At 42.7% G+C, this 19,109-nt stretch carries 19 protein-coding genes and 1 pseudogene; 7 read left to right on the plus strand and 13 right to left on the minus strand.

What is annotated here, in order from left to right; translation table 11 throughout:
* Positions 1 to 200: 200 nt before the first annotated feature.
* From DSM08_RS01670 to DSM08_RS01695, 6 genes are all read right to left on the minus strand, one after another.
* On the minus strand, positions 201 to 533 hold the full coding sequence (locus tag DSM08_RS01670; RefSeq protein ID WP_149524521.1) for a nuclear transport factor 2-like protein: 333 nt from the start codon (positions 531 to 533) through the stop codon (positions 201 to 203).
* Positions 534 to 662: 129 nt separating this feature from the next.
* Positions 663 to 1,028, minus strand: coding sequence for a hypothetical protein (locus tag DSM08_RS01675; RefSeq protein ID WP_223110853.1), 366 nt, complete (start codon positions 1,026 to 1,028; stop codon positions 663 to 665).
* 45 nt (positions 1,029 to 1,073) lie between these two features.
* On the minus strand, positions 1,074 to 1,829 hold the full coding sequence (locus DSM08_RS01680) for an SDR family oxidoreductase (RefSeq protein WP_149524522.1): 756 nt from the start codon (positions 1,827 to 1,829) through the stop codon (positions 1,074 to 1,076).
* An 84-nt stretch (positions 1,830 to 1,913) separates the two neighbouring features.
* Positions 1,914 to 2,291, minus strand: a complete 378-nt coding sequence (locus tag DSM08_RS01685) for a helix-turn-helix domain-containing protein (RefSeq protein WP_149524523.1) — start codon at positions 2,289 to 2,291, stop codon at positions 1,914 to 1,916.
* 124 nt (positions 2,292 to 2,415) lie between these two features.
* Positions 2,416 to 2,589: a histone H1 gene (locus tag DSM08_RS01690; protein WP_317131805.1), complete on the minus strand. Its 174-nt coding sequence runs from the start codon at positions 2,587 to 2,589 to the stop codon at positions 2,416 to 2,418.
* A 430-nt stretch (positions 2,590 to 3,019) separates the two neighbouring features.
* A complete protein-coding gene (locus DSM08_RS01695; protein ID WP_187773951.1) occupies positions 3,020 to 3,424 on the minus strand; it encodes a hypothetical protein in 405 nt (134 codons plus the stop codon).
* A gap of 558 nt (positions 3,425 to 3,982) precedes the next feature.
* On the opposite strand from DSM08_RS01695, the gene DSM08_RS01700 reads away from it, so the two are divergent.
* Together DSM08_RS01700 and DSM08_RS01705 are read left to right on the plus strand one after the other, a co-directional pair.
* On the plus strand, positions 3,983 to 4,519 hold the full coding sequence (locus DSM08_RS01700) for a PAS domain-containing protein (RefSeq protein WP_149524525.1): 537 nt from the start codon (positions 3,983 to 3,985) through the stop codon (positions 4,517 to 4,519).
* Positions 4,520 to 5,031: 512 nt separating this feature from the next.
* A pseudogene (locus DSM08_RS01705) lies at positions 5,032 to 6,573 on the plus strand (IS1182 family transposase); the annotation flags it as partial.
* A 289-nt stretch (positions 6,574 to 6,862) separates the two neighbouring features.
* On the opposite strand, the gene DSM08_RS01710 reads toward DSM08_RS01705, so the two are convergent.
* Positions 6,863 to 7,282: a nucleoside-diphosphate kinase gene (locus DSM08_RS01710; protein ID WP_149524526.1), complete on the minus strand. Its 420-nt coding sequence runs from the start codon at positions 7,280 to 7,282 to the stop codon at positions 6,863 to 6,865.
* Positions 7,283 to 7,571: 289 nt separating this feature from the next.
* Between DSM08_RS01710 and DSM08_RS01715 the strand changes: the two genes are divergently transcribed.
* The 4 genes from DSM08_RS01715 (at position 7,572) to DSM08_RS01730 (ending at position 11,365) form a co-directional block, all read left to right on the plus strand.
* Entirely contained in the window at positions 7,572 to 8,093 is a 522-nt protein-coding gene (locus tag DSM08_RS01715; protein ID WP_149524527.1) for a hypothetical protein, read from the plus strand.
* Positions 8,094 to 8,151: 58 nt separating this feature from the next.
* Positions 8,152 to 9,000 carry a 4-hydroxy-3-methylbut-2-enyl diphosphate reductase gene (locus tag DSM08_RS01720; protein WP_149524528.1) on the plus strand — a complete coding sequence of 283 codons (849 nt, stop codon included), beginning with the start codon at positions 8,152 to 8,154 and terminating at the stop codon, positions 8,998 to 9,000.
* A 71-nt stretch (positions 9,001 to 9,071) separates the two neighbouring features.
* Positions 9,072 to 10,106: a ferrochelatase gene (gene hemH, locus DSM08_RS01725; protein ID WP_149524529.1), complete on the plus strand. Its 1,035-nt coding sequence runs from the start codon at positions 9,072 to 9,074 to the stop codon at positions 10,104 to 10,106.
* Positions 10,107 to 10,108: 2 nt separating this feature from the next.
* Complete coding sequence (locus DSM08_RS01730; RefSeq protein WP_149524530.1) at positions 10,109 to 11,365, plus strand: metallophosphoesterase; 1,257 nt, start codon at positions 10,109 to 10,111, stop codon at positions 11,363 to 11,365.
* A gap of 101 nt (positions 11,366 to 11,466) precedes the next feature.
* On the opposite strand, the gene DSM08_RS01735 is transcribed toward DSM08_RS01730, so the two are convergent.
* From DSM08_RS01735 to DSM08_RS01760, 6 genes are all read right to left on the minus strand, one after another.
* Complete coding sequence (locus tag DSM08_RS01735; RefSeq protein ID WP_246172393.1) at positions 11,467 to 12,459, minus strand: ABC transporter permease; 993 nt, start codon at positions 12,457 to 12,459, stop codon at positions 11,467 to 11,469.
* Positions 12,460 to 12,472: 13 nt separating this feature from the next.
* Positions 12,473 to 13,447: an ABC transporter ATP-binding protein gene (locus DSM08_RS01740; protein ID WP_187773952.1), complete on the minus strand. Its 975-nt coding sequence runs from the start codon at positions 13,445 to 13,447 to the stop codon at positions 12,473 to 12,475.
* Positions 13,448 to 13,490: 43 nt separating this feature from the next.
* Entirely contained in the window at positions 13,491 to 14,330 is an 840-nt protein-coding gene (locus DSM08_RS01745) for a COG1470 family protein (protein WP_149524533.1), read from the minus strand.
* Between the two features lie 383 nt (positions 14,331 to 14,713).
* Entirely contained in the window at positions 14,714 to 15,352 is a 639-nt protein-coding gene (locus DSM08_RS01750; RefSeq protein WP_149524534.1) for a gluconate 2-dehydrogenase subunit 3 family protein, read from the minus strand.
* A gap of 7 nt (positions 15,353 to 15,359) precedes the next feature.
* Entirely contained in the window at positions 15,360 to 17,096 is a 1,737-nt protein-coding gene (locus tag DSM08_RS01755; RefSeq protein WP_149524535.1) for a GMC oxidoreductase, read from the minus strand.
* A gap of 133 nt (positions 17,097 to 17,229) precedes the next feature.
* On the minus strand, positions 17,230 to 17,832 hold the full coding sequence (locus DSM08_RS01760; RefSeq protein WP_149524536.1) for an RNA polymerase sigma-70 factor: 603 nt from the start codon (positions 17,830 to 17,832) through the stop codon (positions 17,230 to 17,232).
* 107 nt (positions 17,833 to 17,939) lie between these two features.
* On the opposite strand from DSM08_RS01760, the gene DSM08_RS01765 reads away from it, so the two are divergent.
* A complete protein-coding gene (locus DSM08_RS01765; RefSeq protein ID WP_149524537.1) occupies positions 17,940 to 19,103 on the plus strand; it encodes a FecR family protein in 1,164 nt (387 codons plus the stop codon).
* The last annotated feature ends 6 nt before the right edge of the window (positions 19,104 to 19,109 follow it).

Here is a 19,109-nt window from a genome sequence, read left to right on the forward strand (position 1 = left end):
TTCGATACCGTCATTGTAACAGCATCAGGGTTTGAAAATGTTTATGCACTTATAGCCATTTTTTTATAAATAGAGAAAGGGAGCTTCTATGGGTGGTTGTAAGAAAAATTCGTTGACTGAGAGGTTTATTGATGACATTCTTTATCCCCGTTCAACATCACTTTTTGCAATAAGGTCATCTACTATAAAATGAACTTACCTTAATACCGCATTCTCCAACGGGTTATCAGTCCGTTCTCAACTGTAAACAAAAAATCTGCTTTGCTGGAATATCCACGGCTTGAATATTGTCCTTTGACAACAACTTGGTTTTCGTTAATTATAGTGTATTGTGGGTTCTCAACCCTACCCTGACGGCTGATTATATCACTTTCCAACCACTTACGGGTTTCTTCTGGTGTTTTCATTGTTCCATCTGTCCCATAAGCCTGAGTTGCTGTTTTAGAAAATTGGGCTCTGATATGTTCAGCATGTTTTTCCTGCATGGCTCCCATCAATTTTTTTACAGGCTTGGTTACGTTCTCATCTTGCATTTGTATTGAATTTGAGTTTGGTGCGTTTTTTTATTTGTCTTCATATCTATCTGGCCACAGGCATTAAACGTGATTGCGATAAGCAATGCGGATAAGGATAGTTTAGTGTAAGCCATATTAATTTGATTTTTATGGATGTTGTAAATAGATAATGACCAGATTAAGCAATAAAAAAGGGATTTCAATAGCAACGCTTTTCAAATATTTATTCAATAGCTGTAAACAGATGATCAGCAATATACCTGCTGCCATAAGGAAATTTTCCAATACAAACGTTTTGGGAAACAATATCAGAACCGAAGCAAGCAGTGTTACAACCCCATTAACGATATCGGCATTTTTACAAAATTCCATTTGCCGAACATTTCCAGCATTTCTGGTTTTACATTGAGCATATTTCACCCGTGTTTTGTTCCCATGAACACCGAAAAGAGGATCAGTACTGAATTGAATATTTTTAATATCATTGGCATTATGTTTTAAGAAAAAAGGCAAACAACCAAGTTATTTGCCTTTCAAAAATATACAATAGGTTTCTATCTATCGTGTGGTATAACCACCGTTGGCAAAAATGGTCTGTCCTGTAACCCACCAACCGTCAGTTACCAAAAACTCTACCAACGGAGCAATGTCTTTGATGTCTGTAAGACCGCCCAAATCCGAAGCCGATTTATGATAAGCCACCGCATCGTCGCTTTCCTGTCCGTAGAAGAAAGGTGTATCCATTGGCCCCGGTGCGACCGCAGTCACCGAAATACCACGGGAACCGAATTCCTTGGATGCCGCACGGGTGAAATGTTCCACCGGAGCTTTTGCACCTGCATAGGTAGAGTAATAACCTGTAAATGCTGCCAGCAGAGAAGTGACAATCGTATTGATTTTTCCGTTATCATTCAGCTTTTTACCGGCCTCCTGGATAAAGAAATACGCCACTTTGGAGTTGATGTCGCTCATACTGTCGTATTCTTCTTCCGTTGTATCGGTAAAAGGTTTTTTCAACACTTTGCCTACCGTATTGATAGCAATGTCTATACCACCAAATTTTTCGATAGCTGCGTCAAAAAGTCTCGTGATGTTTTTTACATCCGTTAGATCAGCCTGAAATAAAAATGCTTCTCCGCCAGTGTGTGTAATGTCTGCCAATGTTTTTTCGGCATCTGCTTTTGTAGCATCGCTATTGTAGTGGATCACTACTTTTGCTCCTTTCGCTGCAAAGTTACGGCTCAATAAGCCACCCAGGTTTTTTGCACCGCCGGCAATCAGAACTACTTTACCGTTTACATCATTTCTTGCCATATTATTTGATTTTAAATGTTATACAATTGAATACACAAAGCTGGCAAGATTATTTATTTATTTCATGGTGAACTTTTCGGGAAATTATTTTTTGTTCTGTTGCCGGAATTGTCCGGGTGTTAATCCTACAAACTTTTTGAAAAATTTAGAGAAATTGGATGGATCATATGTCAAGATTTTTGCAATTTCGGATATAGATTTATCGGTTTCCAAAAGCATTCTTTTTGCTTCATCAATAATCTTAAGGTCGTAAAAATGACAGGGATGGTTTCCTGTTTCTTTTTGCACTGTATCGGTCAGATGTTTATGTGAAAGGAACAATTCACCAGCAATCTTGTTGATCTCCATGAATTCGCCCACCTTTCCCGAAACAACATCGGCAATATGCCCGTCCAGAAAACGGAAATAGTTTGCCGTGATTTCTTTGCTTCTTTTTAATATATTTTGGTTTGTTTCATTCATCTTAATATACGAAAAAATAACACAAAAATACGATCTTTCTAAAGATACGTTATGGTGAACTTTTCGGATTATGATGATAAAAAAGCAAATCCCTCCGAATTTTCAGAGGGATCTTGTTTTAACTTTAGAAGAATTTTAAGTACGCCTTTCTAAACTCCTTTAATAATTTATCTAATTCCAAAGACGGGTTACGGACTCTTGTACCTGCTGCTTTGTTTCCTTTTTCTGCCTGTAATTCTGCGTCGGCTTTCAACGCTTTGTAGCTTGCGTTGATTTTTTCGATTAGTTCATTTATTATGAAAGTGAATTAAGATTAGGTAGAAAGGGACATTTTAGAAAACCATTGGCAACATCGTTGTTGGAATAGGCGCGTTTTCTATCCCGACTATCTCTTGAATCTTGACTTATGGTAGCGATGCCTCGCTTACCATGACCTTGTTCTGTGCCTGTTTTTAACGATCCAATTCATATCGAGCCTCCAACTCTGCCATCTTCTCGTCGATACCCTATGTAAGCACTTGGGGTGCTTTGATTGCGTGTGCCTGTCGAGGTTGTGGCGATGGTTGCTTGCGTAGCCGCCTGATTAACAGGCTGACTGCCGAGCTGTGCTGCTCTTGGGCTCTCTTTGCCCTGGGTATTCAGGAAACCTGAAGCCCGTGATCACATACTTTTTTCATCTTTTCACGATACTTCCAGATCTCGTCCACATTAGGTTTGCCGCCAAATATCTAATAATAAGTGATCGCTTGCTGGGTTATTACGTTAGCGATGTGGTTTGCGGCACTTGCTACATCGAGTTTTATAATGTTAAAACGTAGTTCCTGTTCAGCATTTTGTACAATATCGCTGGGCAAGGACCATGCTGGAAGAGCTTGCCCAGTTTTTTCGACTACAATAATTATTTTCACGCTGAGCACTTTGGAATTTAATCCGATTATAGCGCCCCCTGCAGAATAAGTGCCCTGGAAGCCTGCTGTGACGTCCACCTGGGCATCCACCGTATGAATTCGGGTGTAATTGTTGACGGTTGGATTGGGGTGTTCCCATTGCACAGTTTCGCTATAAATGGCTTTCTGTCCATAAATCGAAACGCCGCTCAACGACATTATAGCTAATAGAAAGATAGTTTTCATAACCATTGATCTTTCGATAATAATTGTGGACTTAAGGTAAAGTCAATTGGCTGTTGTCTAAGCGACGGGCGCTACTTTGATATCCAATTTTGAAATTATTACCTATTATGAAAAAAAGGCATTGGAGGCCACGCGTTAGGGATGGGCGGAAGCTTCATATTTCCTTTTGGTATTGTGAAAGTGGCAAGTGCGAAACATAGTTCTTCCTTTCCAGATGGGGCCAATGGTGGCAATCCTGCGGGCTTTGTGCTCTCCTCCGCTGAGAATTCGATTTACATCGCCTGAGATACCGCACTTACACAGCACATGATCTAATCCCTTTATCCTTCAAGCTGGGGTTAGCCATCTTTCCGATTGGCGGTAATTTTACCATGAATGTACAGGAGGCTATTTACGCATCAGTTTTTTTGTAGCCTGAAACCGTGTTCTTGGTGTGCATTATGATATTGCTGAACTAATCCAGATTGATCATGCCACCAGCAAGAAGCAGTTTGAGGAGCAGGGCAAGGATCGGATTCTTTTGGGAATTGGAGAGGAAATAGATGTTTATTTTAGACCGTGAAAACCCCAATCTTAACAGACATTTATAGGAATTGGGAGGAAATAGGAAGATTTAAGAGTCGTGAAGAACTACAATTGGACCTTGAGTTGTATAAAAAGCTCTTGGATATCGTGCGGGTTGGAGATTCGGACCACTTTCTGTTCGACCCGTTTCTCCGCAAAATAGTGATGACCTCCGTTATGTTCGGAAACGTAGTTGTTCTACGTCCCGAAGAGTTGGATGTTGACTATCTGATGAATAACATTCATCCGGAGTGCCTTCCTGTGCTTGGAGATTTCGAAGCAACGGTGGCTGAATTTAAGAAGAGCTTGCCTAACGATAAGTTAACAAAATATAAATCGAGGTACAATTACCGTTTTCGAACAAAACGAGGAGAATATGTGCATATACTGCAACAGTCGAACACGGTGCTGGCCGATGAAGATGGTGCTGTTCTCAGAAATCTGGTGATCCATACCGATATTTTAGAAATTGCTCCCTTCCAGCGCATGAAACTCTCTTTTATCGACTTAGAGGGGGAGCATCGTTCGTAGATGAAAAATCGCACATGTTGTTCAGCAAAACTAAGGAGATATTTTCTAAAAGCGAACTACAAATACTCAAGCTGATGGTGCGGGGTCTGAATAGTGAATCAATTGTTTCGCAGTATTCATCCTATCCACAATCACAGAAAAAGTATTCTGAAATCCGGTCGTTTGAACGTGCAGGAACTATTGGTGGAGCCGATAAGGCAAGATTGGGTTTAATCAGGTTCAGTTCCATACATTCCCGATCGACCTGGGTGGTCTGGAGAAAATCTGACCAACTATATTTTGAAGAACTAATGCGGATTACCTCGGGAAAATATAATTAAAACAGGCTATATCAAATGGGGATTTTCACGAATGATGCCAAATAATAATTAGAAGCATTGTCGTGATAACAAAAAATGAGGCTGTCTAAAAAGGTCTCTTAAAGAAAGAACCCCGTCATTAAAAAATGGCGGGGTTTTTCTGTTTTTTTGTCCTTAAGATTTTGTATCTTAAGGTGCACCCAAAAAAACAATATGGCAAACATACAATTCAAAGCGCTTCCATCCAATAGTCCGAGTCTATTTCCTGAGAATATTTTAGATCGTATTCCAATGAATCATCCGGTTCGTTTGGTGAGTCAGGTTGTTGATCAGTTGGATCTTGAACCTATTATCCGTCAGTATAAAGGCGGAGGCACCACTAGTTTTCACCCTAGAATGCTCATTAAGGTGCTGTTCTACGCCTATTTAAGCAATATCTATTCTTGCCGAAAAATCGAGCAGGCCCTTCACGAGAACATCCATTTCATGTGGCTTTCAGGGAACAGTACACCTGATTATCGTACGATCAATTATTTCAGAGGAAAGCGTCTTAAAGGACAGATACAAGAGCTGTTTGCCAGTATCGTTCGTATGCTACATGATATGGAGTATGTTAGCTTGAAAGTTCAATATGTAGATGGTACCAAGATCGAGTCTGTCGCTGGTCGTTATACGTTCGTTTGGAAGAAATCGGTCGAGAAGAATAAGGTAAAGTTAGAAGCAAACATTGCTTCGGTTCTTTCGGAAATCGAGGCTCAGATCGCCCAAGACCAATCTTCATTAGGTAATCAAGAAGTTAGCAAGGCCATCGATAGCAGTCAGTTGAAGGAAAAGATCGAAGCGATCAATGCCAAGTTCAAAGGAGCCAATAAATCTACTGATAAGCAACTTAAGAAACTTGAAGAGGACTATTTACCTCGACTAGAGAAATATGAAGAGCAACTGGAAGTACTGGGAGATCGCAATAGTTATAGCAAGACCGATACCGATGCTGTGTTTATGCGGATGAAAGAGGACCACATGAAGAATGGCCAGCTTAAGCCAGCCTATAATGCCCAAATCAGCACCGAAGATCAGTTCATCACCCATTACAGCATCCATCAAACAACTGCCGACACCACAACCCTGCCGGAACATTTGGAAGGCTTTGAGTGCCATTACGGAAAACAAAGCGAACAGCTTGTAGCAGACGCGGGTTATGGTAGCGAGCAGAACTATGAATTGATGGAAAAACAGGGCATAACTGCCTTTGTCAAGTACAATTACTTTCATGTGGAACAGAAGCGCAAGCATAAACAGGATCCTTTCTCGGTACAGAATCTGTATTACAACCAGCAAGATGACTATTATGTATGTCCCGCAGGACAGAAGCTCAGCTTTATCGGTCATGCAACCAGAGTTAGTGCCAACGGATACACAGCCCAGGTCAGCTGTTATCAGGCTCAGCGATGCGAAGGCTGCCCGATGCGCAGTGGGTGTCATAAAGCTAAAGGCGATCGGCTCATTGAAGTGAACCATAGACTCAATCAGCTCAAGGATAAAGCCCGGGAAAGGCTGGTATCGGAAGAGGGAATGTACCATCGAAGCAAGCGCCCCATAGAAGTGGAATCCGTTTTCGGTCAGATGAAAAGCAACAACAGGTTTACCCGGTTCACAATGAAAGGACTGGAGAAAGTCGCTGTGGAGTTCGGATTGATGGCCATTGCCCATAACCTCAGAAAATGGGCGAAAAAGTGGGCAAACGATGTCTTCTTTGGGAATGGTTATAGCGATAAAACACTATATACAATAAAAATTCGAGTCAGGAGCGTTAAAACCATAAAATATCGACTTACTGCTTAAAACTCAAAAATGAAAACAGTAATGAAATCGCAAAAGCTATAAAACAGAAGAAGGTGCCTTTTTAGACACCTTCATTTTTTGTGTTATTTCAATGCCCCAAAACAACAATCGAAATTTAATTCTGATTTGAAATCTTAACTTCAATTGTGTCACTGCTTCATGACTCGAAAAGCCACCTTTTACTATAATATTTTAATGCTGATTAAAACTTCTCGAATTGGTTGAAGAAGAAGTTTCCTTCTATTTCTGCATTTTCGTCAGAGTCTGAACCGTGAACCGCATTAGCATCGATAGATTTCGCATATTTATTACGGATGGTACCTTCAGCAGCTTTTGCTGGATCGGTAGCACCGATTAATGTACGGAAATCTTCAACAGCGTTTTCTTTCTCTAAGATAGCAGCTACAATAGGACCTGAAGTCATGAAGCTTACCAAATCACCGTAAAAAGGGCGTTCTTTGTGTACTGCGTAGAAATTTCCAGCAGAAGTTTCTGTTAAGTGAATGTATTTCATTGCTACGATTTTGAAACCGCCAGCAATAATGTCATTTAAGATAGCACCAATGTGACCATTTGCAACTGCATCTGGTTTAATCATTGTGAATGTTCTGTTTGTAGCCATTTTACTCTAAAAATTTTTTGCAAAGTTACGCTTTCCCCACAATAATTAAACTGTAATGCTGTTAAAAGTCCCTCTTTTTTTCTGAAAGTGTCTGTTTTTAAAGCGGATTGCTATGGATGAAGAGAGAGGGCATATCCTCAATACTAAGTAGGAATCTAAATATTCAAAGACTGATTTGCTGCTTTTTATCGGTTTAAACCCCAGTTTTAATGTATTTTGGCAAGTTATTTGTTTAAACAGTGGAAACATTGCTACACAAAGTTTATAAATCACAAACACTTTAATTAATATGAAAAAAATCATTTTGCCTATTTTAATGTCATTCGGATTCCTTTTTGCTTTTACGGGGGCACAGGCACAGACGCCTTATCGTACCGCATTAGGCTTAGGTATTGACGCTGGAGATGGACAAACGTTGTTTGGTCCGCAGATCAAACACAGTTTTGGAGGTTACAATGCCGGTAATGCACAGCTATTGTTCGGTGATCATATCACGGTTTTGGGCGTTGATTATTCTTACAATCAGCGTATTTCGGGTGCTAGGGGCCTATCATGGTATATTGGCGTTGGTCCACAATTATCGTTCATCGATCATGGGAAATGGGATGATGATTGGTTTGACGACGATGATCGTTGGGATGCAGACAATCACGTAGACGTGGCGATCCGCCCGGCAGTAGGTTTGGAATTCAGAATTCCTTCAACACCATTAGCCATGCATTTTGATTGGAAGCCTTGGTGGAATCTTTCGCACAGCTCACATTTTGAGCCAGGAAGATTTTCATTAGGATTCAAGTTCGTGCTGAAGTAGACAATAGAATTATAGTTCAAGATATTGTTTAGTAGACGCTAAACCGTAACTTTGTAGTATGTCGAAGAACCTGCAAGTGACCATAGATAAAGATTCCGGCTTTTGTTTCGGAGTTGTGTATGCCATTGATATGGCAGAAGAGATTCTGGATGAAGAGGGCTATCTTTATTGTTTGGGAGATATTGTGCACAATGATGAGGAAGTCGCTAGGCTAAAAGCCAAAGGACTTCGCATTATTTCACATGACGACTTGCAGACGCTTCACAATGAAAAGGTGCTGATCCGTGCTCACGGAGAGGCGCCTGAAACCTATCGCATCGCGCTGGAAAACAATATTACGCTGATTGATGCCTCATGCCCGGTGGTGTTGAAACTTCAAAACCGTATCAAAACCTCCCATGATGACCAGGAGAAAATCCTGATCTTCGGAAAGCATGGCCATGCTGAAGTGATCGGCTTGCAAGGGCAGACGAACAATGAGGCTATTGTATTTCAGGATATCGAGGAGCTCGATAATGTGGAATTACCGGCTAAATTCACCTTGTATAGCCAGACAACCAAGTCGGTAGATCGTTTCTATCAGATCAAAGATGAACTATTGCGTCGCGGTTATGAGGTGAAAGCAAATGATACAATCTGTCGCCAGGTCTCCAATCGCTATGAAGATCTAGGTAATTTTGCTGAGCAATACGATAAGATCATCTTTGTGTCAGGTAAAAAATCATCTAATGGTAAAGTCTTGTTTGAAGTTTGTAAACAAGTCAACCCGGAAACCCACTTTATTTCCGATCCGGCTGAGTTGGAAAGCAGTTTATTTGCTGACAATGAAACTGTAGGTATCTGTGGAGCTACATCGACTCCGATGTGGTTGATGAAGAAAGTGAAAGAGACTATTGAGTCTTATTAATCGTCATCTTATTTTAATATTCTATAGCAGGGCCTCTTTTGCTATAATTAATAGTTATTTTTGCTCTTCATATGAGGAATAAAGCTAAAAAGGGGGTGCTGTTAGTGCAATTGGGGACGCCTGACTCACCTGCTAAAAGTGATGTTAAACGATATTTAACACAATTTTTGATGGATCCGCGTGTTATGGATATTCCCTATATCTCCAGAACACTATTGGTGAAAGGTATTATTGTTCCGAAGCGATCCGGCAATTCTGCTGCGACCTATTCTAGTATTTGGGATAATGAAGCAGGTTCACCCTTAATGACGTACAGCCTATACCAGCAAAAGAAATTACAGGAAGTATTAGGCAATGAATATCATGTCGAATTGGCGATGCGGTATCAGAACCCTTCGATAGACAATGCGCTAGCGAAAATGGAGGCCATGCTGCTTGAGTCAATAACCGTTATTCCTTTATTTCCCCAGTATGCCTCAGCAACAACTGGTTCTGTTATCGATAAAGTAATGGAGATTATGCGCAGTTGGCAATTTATTCCGAAGATAAACTTCGTCAGCAGCTATTACGATGATCCTTTGATGATTGAGGTCATAGCAGAGCATGCTTTAAAGCATGATTTGGCATCTTTTGATCATTTCCTATTTAGTTATCATGGCCTTCCGGTTCGTCAACTAGGCAAGGTGCATGCAAGCGGCGATGTGAAATGTCCAGACTTTGGTTGTGATCATTGTAAGACAGAGGCTAATCCATATTGCTATCTGTCGCACTGCTATGCAACCACACGTGCCATTACAGAGAAATTAAACCTACCAAAAGATAAGTTCACCGTTTGCTTTCAATCTCGCTTGGGTAAGACGCCTTGGATTCAACCATACACATCTGACACCCTTCACAAATTAGCCCAGAGCGGGGCAAAGCGTATTTTAGTATTCAGCCCTGCCTTCGTTGCAGATTGTATCGAAACGATCGACGAGATTCAGGTTGAATATGCTAACGAGTTTAAAGCATTGGGTGGAGAAGAGGTGCATATGGTAGAAAGCTTGAACAGAAATCCTAAATGGATTGAAACGCTGCGCAGGTTGGTGTTAGCAAACAATAATTAAAGATGTTACAATTAAATACAGTTCTATTATTCATACTGGACTTTTACATATTTTTCGCCCTTCGGGCGACCAATATCAAGTTCGTAACGACAAAATGGTTTACCTATTTGTGGTGGGGGTATTCTATATCCTTGCTTATAGGACTGTTTATTTCTTTTCAATACAGTATTCCACTGATGTATCGCTCGATTATTCTTGTTGCTTTCTTTATGACGGCGGTTAGCAAGTTTATCTTTGCGGCGGTATTGATTATTGATGATATCAGGCGAGGGGGGATATGGCTGTCCCGTATATTCAGCCCTAAAAAGGTAACGCATTTAGAAGAAAATATCGAGGAACTTGAAAAGCCGCTTCCGGAAGTTCCTAAAAATGGGATCTCCAGATCGGAGTTTCTCATGAAGTCTGGGATATTAGTCGCTGCACTTCCGATGTTACCCTTGGCATGGGGCGTAATTTCGACGGCATATGACTATAGGATCCGTCGTCAAAAATTAGTATTGCCTAATCTTCCCAAAGCCTTCCATGGGCTTAAGATAGCACAGATATCCGACGTGCACTCGGGCTCATTCTACAATAAAAAAGCCGTGCAAGGTGGTATCGAGATGTTATTAGGGGAAAAGCCAGATATGATTTTTTTTACTGGAGACTTAGTGAACAATGTGGCTTCCGAAATGAGAGATTACCAAGATATCTTCTCTAAATTGCACGCCGATTTGGGAGTGTTCTCCACCCTAGGAAATCACGATTATGGCGATTATTACTACGGCAAGGAAGACTCTCCAGCAAAGCGTAAGAACCTTCAAGATGTTATTGATACGCATAAAGTGATGGGCTGGGATTTGTTGATGGACGAAAATAGAACCATTAAAATGGGAGCAGACGAGTTATCCATAGTTGGTGTGCAAAACTGGGGTACTGGTCGTTTTCCTAAAAAAGGCGATTTGAAGAAAGCACTGATGGGCACGGAAGAAAAACCGATAAAACTATTGCTGTCACATGATCCTTCTCATTGGCGTGCGGAAGTGTTGGACACCGATGTCGATGCCATGTTTGCCGGCCATACGCATGGGATGCAGTTTGGTGTACGTGGCGAGAACTTCCAATGGTCCCCGGCAAAGTATATTTACAAAGAATGGGCCGGCCTTTACAAAGAAGGAAACAGCCAGTTGTATGTTAATACTGGCTATGGATTTTTAGGCTATCCAGGCCGTGTCGGTATTGCGCCAGAGATTACCATCTTCGAGTTGGCAAGCACATAACCTAGCTTATAACCTTCGTATTTCATTAGATGAACACAGAAAACTTGATGTTTTTCGCACAAGATTTTCTGTGTTCTCAGCTGATTCCTATATGAATCGTATTATAGGCGAATTTCTTTGCGCATAAATAGGAAGTAGCAGCCGGCAAATAAAATGACTGTGCTCGCGATTAGCCCGCTGAGCTGTGGGAAGATGACCGTTAGCGAATTGCCAATCGTGAGATCGGTTGGCAGTGCTCCATAGCTTTGTTCAAGACTCATAGGACCCAAGCTTCTGATCGACGGGGTTAACAGGGCGGCTGTCGCATCATTATAGAGCTGGCTCGGCGATATCCTTGATAAGTTTAAAGCGAAATCCGCATAGTGGAGATACTGCTGCTCGGAGAAGTTCGCCGGATTGCCGACCAGAAAGCTCATCAGTAAACTGACTAGCATTGGGTAAAATACCGAAAAAAACAGCCAACATCCAATCCCTGCCATTGCCGAGGTAGAAGGTTGGGTAAAAATAATTGAGCATAAGATGGAAAGGCTCAACCAAAACCCTACATACAAGATGCTTACTAACACGAAGAGTAGAATGCGGATGAACTCGGCTGGGCTTACCGCAACACCTGTCAGTAGCATCACTGTTCCCAACATCAATAAGGTAATCGAAAGGAACAGCACGGAAACTACGCTTAAAGGTCCAAAGAATTTGCTCAAGAGCACGTTGTCTCGATAGATCGGCTGTGAAAGCAAAGGTATCAATGTCCCGTTGTTGCGCTCCGCATTAATGGCATCAAAGCCTAAAGCGATTCCCAACAGCGGAGCTAGAAAATTCAGAAAAACGTAGAACGGAGGGATCGACTGTTCACTGGCAGTGAAGAGCTTAAGATATAGGTGGAAGCTCTCACCGCTCGCGGCCTCTCGAAATTTCGCGATGGCCAGTAGCGATACGTAGGTTGAACCTACAAAGATCAGCGAAATCAGGGCGACTAAGATGATGAATTTCCAGCTTCGTATGGCCGTGCTGATTTCTTTTCCTATTAGCGTAAAGATAGGCGCTTTTGGTTGTTGATCTGAATCCGAATCGCGCCAGATGTGATGGGGCCCCAATAGTGTGCCGACATTAAATAGTGGTGCTCTTTGATCTGTCTTTTTCATTTTCAAAATACTTGCCGTAGATTTCTTCTAATGTTAATTCATTGCTTTGTACTTGCGTAATGGGTAAGCCTTGACTCGCGCAGCAGGCGACCAACTGTGGAGTCAAGAATTCGGTCGTGGTAATGCTTAAACTATTCTGTCCCCAACTTATCCGTGAGGGCGTGAAACGCGCCTTGAGCAAACCATCGAGCGCTACGGTGTCTACTTCAGCTTCCTGATGCCAGCTGATGCTGCAGTTATGACCCAGTTCAAGCGAGAGTTGCTCGGAGAGGTCTTTGATGCTCCCCATGGCCTTGAGTTTACCTTGCACAAAGATGCCTACACGATGGCAGATTTTTTGCACTTGGTCAAGTTGATGCGAGGAAATGATGACCGTGATACCGTGCTGCCGGTTCAAGTGTTGCACAAGGTCCAGCAATTCTTCAACTCCCTTAGGATCCAAGCCCAATGTCGGCTCGTCCAGTATCAAAATCTTCGGACGCTTGATCAATGCTTGCGCAATACCTAACCGCTGTTTCATGCCTCTGGAATAAGTGCCTGCCTTATTGTTTGCGACACTTGAAAGCCCGACCAAATCCAACAGATCGTCCACGCGCCTGTCCAAATGTTGGCCAGCAACCTGATTGAGCCTAGCAATAAAAGTTAGGTTGTCCTTCGCACTCATTTGCTCGTAAAATCCGATAGTATCGGCCAGATAGCCAATCTTACGTTTGACCTCGATGGCGGAGCGATAGGGCGACTGGCCCATCACACGGATATGTCCCTGGCTGGGCTCTATCAGTCCTAAAATCATGAACATGGTCGTTGTTTTACCAGCGCCGTTTGGACCAAGTAGCCCAAAAATTTCGCCTTTGGCAATCTGCAGATCAAGCTCTTGGACAGCTGGGTGGTCACCATAGCGTTTGCTTACGGACTGGAATTCAATGATCGTCTCTTGCATTTCTGGATGTTTAAAGTTTAATGGAGTACCAGACGCGCCACCATTAGCGGCGACCATACTTTTTTATTAACAAATAGACTAAGGTCAGGGCGATCAGAATCGCTAATATTCCCAACCATCCAGACAATAGGGATGCCTTGACGGTTATCCGTATGTCCGTGTCTTCATTGACTTGAGCGTTCTTAGCTTCGAAAGTTGCCATATAGTCTCCTACGATGGTCTTCTCCGGCGTTTTGAGACTCACAGTGACTTCCTGAGCGGCTCCAGGTCGAAGCGCCTCGACCTTAGCAGGACTGATTTGTGTTTCCCAGTTGGAAGGTAGTTTTGAGCTCAGATCGATGTCTTTAAGATCTAAAGATCCTTCATTTTTTAATAGTAGTTTGATCGTTTTTGTGCCCCCAGCAACCAACGTTTCATTGAGGCGCGAATCCGGTGTGCTTAACGACACCTTATAGTTCCCTTTGACCACCGCTTGGAGTTCTACCGCCAGCGAATCATGTCCAGCTAGTGCAAGAATACGGATCGGATAGGTGCCCGCTTTTACCGTAGGGGAAGGGTAGATTTCCAAGCTTATGGGGTAAGGATCCTTGTTATTCACTTGGACAGCTCGAACAGCACTTCCTTGAGCAGTAAAATTTGCCTGCCAGCCAGCCGGAAGGTCTGCGCTCAGATCATAAGTTGTAGAACCTTCGCGCTGCTGTCGGAGCTCAAGCTGATAGCGGAATACCTCTGCTGCGGTTGCTTCTAAATTGATCAGATTCGCGGATAATGCCCCTTTTTGGGCGACGGCGGGATTTAGACCGGAGCAAAAAGCTAAAAAAAGGAAAACTGCGATAAGAAACGGATGTTTTTGGTTTTTGGTTTTGTAAATAATAGTTTTCATAACAGAATTTAGAACTAAAATATATGGAGATTCACAATGATAGTTTCAAATTTTGCGACAAAGGCTGTTAAATACAGAGTCTGCAGGCCCGAATTTAGAAAACTGATAGTGATTTTGCAAAAAAAAATCACAATTATTTGTGCTTAGTTTACCGGTGTTAAAGGAACGCCTCGTCTATAAAAAAATCTCCTGTTTCCACGGAAACACCAACCAGATTGAACGTTCTTGATGGCCTCTAAAACCAAACACTTTCAGAAAACAATGTGCATAACGTATATTGAATGAACTGTTCTAGATCAATACATGAAGTGGAATCACCAGGGTAAAAAACATGAAGAATTCAGTAAATTTGCGTTCTTGTTCGTTTTTGTAAATATGCCTGTCTATCCCAGAAATTTTGTAGGGTCGAAGCCATGGGCTATCATGATGTCTTCCGGTACGCCGTTCCACATATTCGGCTTATTCCCAACATAGCCCAAATCCTTAATTCCCATTTCGCTGGTGAAGAAGCCTGAGGATGTGAAATTGCGCATCAAAGTGAAAAACGCCACGCCCTGCATCATCTCTGGTTTCGCTTTTTCAGGGTAGGCGATATCATCGACTAAGGCCAGTTGTTCTTCTTTTTTGCATTTGATAAATGGGTTGGAAAAACGCTTCTGCGACTGTATATCCAACCAGCGTAATCCGCCACGCATCGGTACCTGATTGCTTGGAATATCTTTTACCATAAATTCGATAAAAGCCGGTACGCCCGCCTCGGAGGCTGATCCGGAGATTTCATCCTTTGGAATGATAATATCGGCAAGCACAGTGATGGTCGCCATTTCATGTTCAGTAAAGAACGTCTCGTCCAAGAGTTCCTGCGTGCGCTCATGTTCGAAGTCTTGTACACCAGGAAGTTTATCACTAGCTTTTGCAGTAGCTTTCTTCGCATTTGTTTTATCGTCTTTACATGCTCCTGCCATTACGCTGGAGCCTGCAGCAATAAGCCCTAAGGCTTTTAATGAATCTCTTCTGTTCATCGCTCGATTAGCTGTTTAATTTGCTTTTTTGTTCTAAGATGTATTCTGCCGTACGCATCGATAGCGCCAGGATCGTCCAGGTCAGGTTCTTATCGCCTTGTTGCACGAAAGGACCCGCATCAACTACATAGAGATTGTTGCAATCATGTGCCTGTCCCCATTTATTGAGTACCGATGATTTCGGGTCATTCCCCATTCGTGTCGTTCCGCCTTCATGGATAATCTTTCCGGGAGCTTCTAAGCCATATAAGGTGTCTGCACCAGGGATAGATGAGGTGATGATAGCGCCCATTTCATGCATGATCGCCTGAAAAGTCTCCTGCATATGTTTTGCCTGCGCTATTTCTTCGTTTGCCCATTTATAGTGGAAGCGCAGTACCGGTATTCCAAATTTATCAACGCTGTTCGGGTCAATCTCGCAATAGTTGTCCTTGCGGGCTAGAGCCGTTCCACGACCTGCCATCCCCACGTTTGCACCGTAGAATCGGCGATAGTCTTGCTTCAATGAAGCGCCATAACCTCCGGCATCTTTGGTTTCTCCATTTTTGCCAGGCACTTTTCCGTTGATGCTCGGCACACCGTTGAAAGAGCCATAGGATGGCATGCGCATGCCTCCCCCATATTCGATATGGTAGCCTCGAGGGAAGTTGAGTTTGCTATGGTCGCCCCACCATGGCGAGTAAATATGTACACTGCCCGTACCATCTTCGTTATAACGTTTTCTATCCAATAACTGTGGTAGAAAGCCCGATAAGCTGGCTCCGGTAGAATCGTGTAAGTATTTGCCTACTAATCCGCTGCTATTTCCAACACCGGCAGGATGTGCCGCGGACTTCGAGTTGAGCATCAGCCTTGCACTTTCGCAGGCACTGGCTCCTAAAATAACTGTTTTTCCCTTTGCGGTATATTCTTGTAAGTCCTTGGTATTCATATAGGAAACTCCGGTTGCCAGTCCTTCATCGTTGGTCAACACCTCGCGAACCATCGCGTTGTCGATGACTTTTAGATTGCCGGTTTTCATAGCTGGTATAACGAGACAGGAGGATGAGGAGAAGTCTCCATAGACTTTACAGGCCCTTCCGCATTGTCCGCAGTAGAAGCAGGTTCCTCGGCCTTTAATCTCGGAGGAGACTTCCGTAAGGACAGCGCCCCGGCCAGGAATAACTGGGACTCCTGCTTTTCGAGCTCCGCGCGCAATGTAGAGTTCATTTAAACGAGGTTTTGGTGGCTTCATAAAGATTCCGTCCGGTTCGTTATGAATGCCTTCAACAGTTCCATAGATGCCTATCATACGGTCTACTCGGTCGTAAAATGGTTTCACTTCCTCATAGCTGATGGGCCAGGGGTCGGTGATGCCGTCTGTAGGTTGGAAATCGTCAGGTCCCATACGTAAGGAAATACGGCCCCAATGGTTTGTTCTTCCGCCGAGCATCCGCGCTCTGAACCATTCGAATTCGGTTCCAGCGACGGTGCTATAGGGTTCACCATCGAGTTGCCATCCGCCATAGGCAGCATCAAAGTCGCCAAAGGGACGGTTAGTCGATGCGCCGCGACGTGGAGACTCCCAAGGCCAGCGCATTTGTAAGGCATCTTTGGCTGGGTCAAAGAAAGGACCTGCTTCCAGCATCAATACCTTTAAACCAGCATTCGCAAGAATATAGCCTGCCATGCCACCACCAGCACCCGAGCCGACAACAATAGCATCATAAACTTCTGGGTTTTCTTTTATTTGAAAAGCACTCATTAGATAAAGAATGATATGATAATTAAGGTTTAGCAGCGTTAGCCAATATTTTGCTAACTCTTTTTAGTTGAGTTGAATATAGGAAAATATTCTCTTAAGTCAATAAGGTAATCGTTGGGCAATTGTGTTTAATTTATTTCTTGAGCCATTCATGGAAAAGCAATAACAGCCAAGAATAGTTTTGTAGGGCCTGCCGGATCGTTTTTATGGCTGTTGTAATGTAGTTCTCTACAGTGCGTGTCGAGATGCCCATCTCGTCTGCTATTTCTTGGATTGTCTTATGTTGAAAGCGGCTTAGGAAGAAGGCCTGCTTACATTTTGGTGCCAAGTTTTCCATAGTCATCGAAATAATCGTGTGCAGATCATTCAGATCGGCCAGCTCGCTCGTCTGGTTCCATGAATGGTTGGCAAGGAATAAATGGAAGTGATCGGCATATTTCTGTCTTACTTTTTCCGAACGAATGTAAGATAGGACAGCATATTTGGCGGAAGCGAATAGATAATTGCGTAATGTGCCCTCTAAATTTATTGAATCTCGACGATTCCAAAGGCTTACTAATATTTCTTGCAGAATATCTTCGCTGACTTCCTTATTTTTGACAAATCCATTGATAAAAAGTAGGAGGTCCCCGGCAAATTGATCATAAATTTGACCAAATATCTCTTTGTTGCCATTTTTTATGGCCTCCAACAGCGCTTGGTCTGTTAAGATGTTTGCCTTCCACTGATTTTTCATTGTTTTAGAGAACTTTTCAAACTTAAATATTTTTTTTCATTTGAACCTATGTGTTTGGTGGAGATTAGGAGACTTGTATATAAATAGGCAATAATAAATAGGGCTAAATGGATCAGAATAGATTTTTAAGAGTAATCAAAAAGTATCAGGATAATCAGCTATCTGAATCTGAGCGCCTATTGATGGACGAATGGATGAACGAGGTTGCCAAGGATCAGGATGGGGAAGCGGAGACCTGGACGGCGAATCAACTTCAAGATCTGAAGCTTCGAGTATTTAATCAGATCCCGGAAAGTAACGAACCGCATAAGCAAAGTTCGACATGGAAGCTTTGGGTTTCCGGCTTAGCAGCAGCATCCGTATTAGTCCTTTTAGGATTATTCCTATTTCAACAACAACTCCCTACATCAAGCGAAAAACAAATTGCTGTTGCAACGACCGAAATACTTCCTGTCGAAGAGCAGGCAACTATTACGCTAGACAATGGCGAGGTGGTCGAGCTGGGAGATGGCACGTTCTCATTGAATATGGATAGCGACCGCATTTCTAGCGAGGATGGTAATAGTCTATGGGAAAAGGATAATGGAGGAGGGACGGTAAGACAAGTAGTCATCCGCACACCGAAGGGAAAGCAGCTGCGCGTAGCTTTAGAAGATGGTACGCAGGTACATATAAACGCTGGATCTAGTCTGACTTATCCTTTGAGGTTCCCTGCGGATGAACGTAAGGTTGTTCTAGAGGGGGAGGGCTATTTCGATGTTGCCCATCAGGACATCAAAGATGCTTCAGGAAAGAAGAAAAGAAAGCCGTTTAAGGTAGAATCTTCAAATCAAGTAATCGAAGTCTTAGGGACGAAGTTCAACGTCAAGGCCTATGAAGATGAGGATTACGTAAAGACAAACCTGTTAGCTGGATTGATTAATCTGACAAATAATAAAGGTGAGGCGACGTTGCTCCGTCCGAATCAGCAATCTATATTAAGCAAATCAAACAATAAGATGCGTGTGCTCGCATCGGATGGCGAGGAAGCGATCGGATGGATGAGCAATATCTTTTCGTTTCATAATGCCGGCTTGAAAGATATCCTACAAGAGATAGAGCGCTGGTATGATATACGAGTGGATATCGACAAATGGCCTAGCGACCGTTTTTATGGTGAAATCAAGCGCGATGAGCCGCTATCGAAAGTATTAGAACTCATTGAATCGAGCAGTAAGCTTAGATTTAAAGTGATACAAGTGAACAATGAAAGGAGGCTTGTTTTGAAATAATTCTAC

Source organism: Sphingobacterium hotanense (genome assembly GCF_008274825.1).
GTDB classification, from domain to species: Bacteria; Bacteroidota; Bacteroidia; order Sphingobacteriales; family Sphingobacteriaceae; genus Sphingobacterium; species Sphingobacterium hotanense.

Coding starts and splice junctions, on each gene's coding strand:
- DSM08_RS01670 (WP_149524521.1), bottom strand. CDS start 533: ATGCAAGATGAGAACGTAACCAAGCCTGTAAAAAAATTGATGGGAGCC.
- DSM08_RS01680 (WP_149524522.1), bottom strand. CDS start 1,829: ATGGCAAGAAATGATGTAAACGGTAAAGTAGTTCTGATTGCCGGCGGT.
- DSM08_RS01685 (WP_149524523.1), bottom strand. CDS start 2,291: ATGAATGAAACAAACCAAAATATATTAAAAAGAAGCAAAGAAATCACG.
- DSM08_RS01695 (WP_187773951.1), bottom strand. CDS start 3,424: ATGAAAACTATCTTTCTATTAGCTATAATGTCGTTGAGCGGCGTTTCG.
- DSM08_RS01710 (WP_149524526.1), bottom strand. CDS start 7,282: ATGGCTACAAACAGAACATTCACAATGATTAAACCAGATGCAGTTGCA.
- DSM08_RS01715 (WP_149524527.1), top strand. CDS start 7,572: ATGAAAAAAATCATTTTGCCTATTTTAATGTCATTCGGATTCCTTTTT.
- DSM08_RS01720 (WP_149524528.1), top strand. CDS start 8,152: ATGTCGAAGAACCTGCAAGTGACCATAGATAAAGATTCCGGCTTTTGT.
- hemH (WP_149524529.1), top strand. CDS start 9,072: ATGAGGAATAAAGCTAAAAAGGGGGTGCTGTTAGTGCAATTGGGGACG.
- DSM08_RS01730 (WP_149524530.1), top strand. CDS start 10,109: ATGTTACAATTAAATACAGTTCTATTATTCATACTGGACTTTTACATA.
- DSM08_RS01740 (WP_187773952.1), bottom strand. CDS start 13,447: ATGCAAGAGACGATCATTGAATTCCAGTCCGTAAGCAAACGCTATGGT.
- DSM08_RS01745 (WP_149524533.1), bottom strand. CDS start 14,330: ATGAAAACTATTATTTACAAAACCAAAAACCAAAAACATCCGTTTCTT.
- DSM08_RS01750 (WP_149524534.1), bottom strand. CDS start 15,352: ATGAACAGAAGAGATTCATTAAAAGCCTTAGGGCTTATTGCTGCAGGC.
- DSM08_RS01755 (WP_149524535.1), bottom strand. CDS start 17,096: ATGAGTGCTTTTCAAATAAAAGAAAACCCAGAAGTTTATGATGCTATT.
- DSM08_RS01760 (WP_149524536.1), bottom strand. CDS start 17,832: ATGAAAAATCAGTGGAAGGCAAACATCTTAACAGACCAAGCGCTGTTG.
- DSM08_RS01765 (WP_149524537.1), top strand. CDS start 17,940: ATGGATCAGAATAGATTTTTAAGAGTAATCAAAAAGTATCAGGATAAT.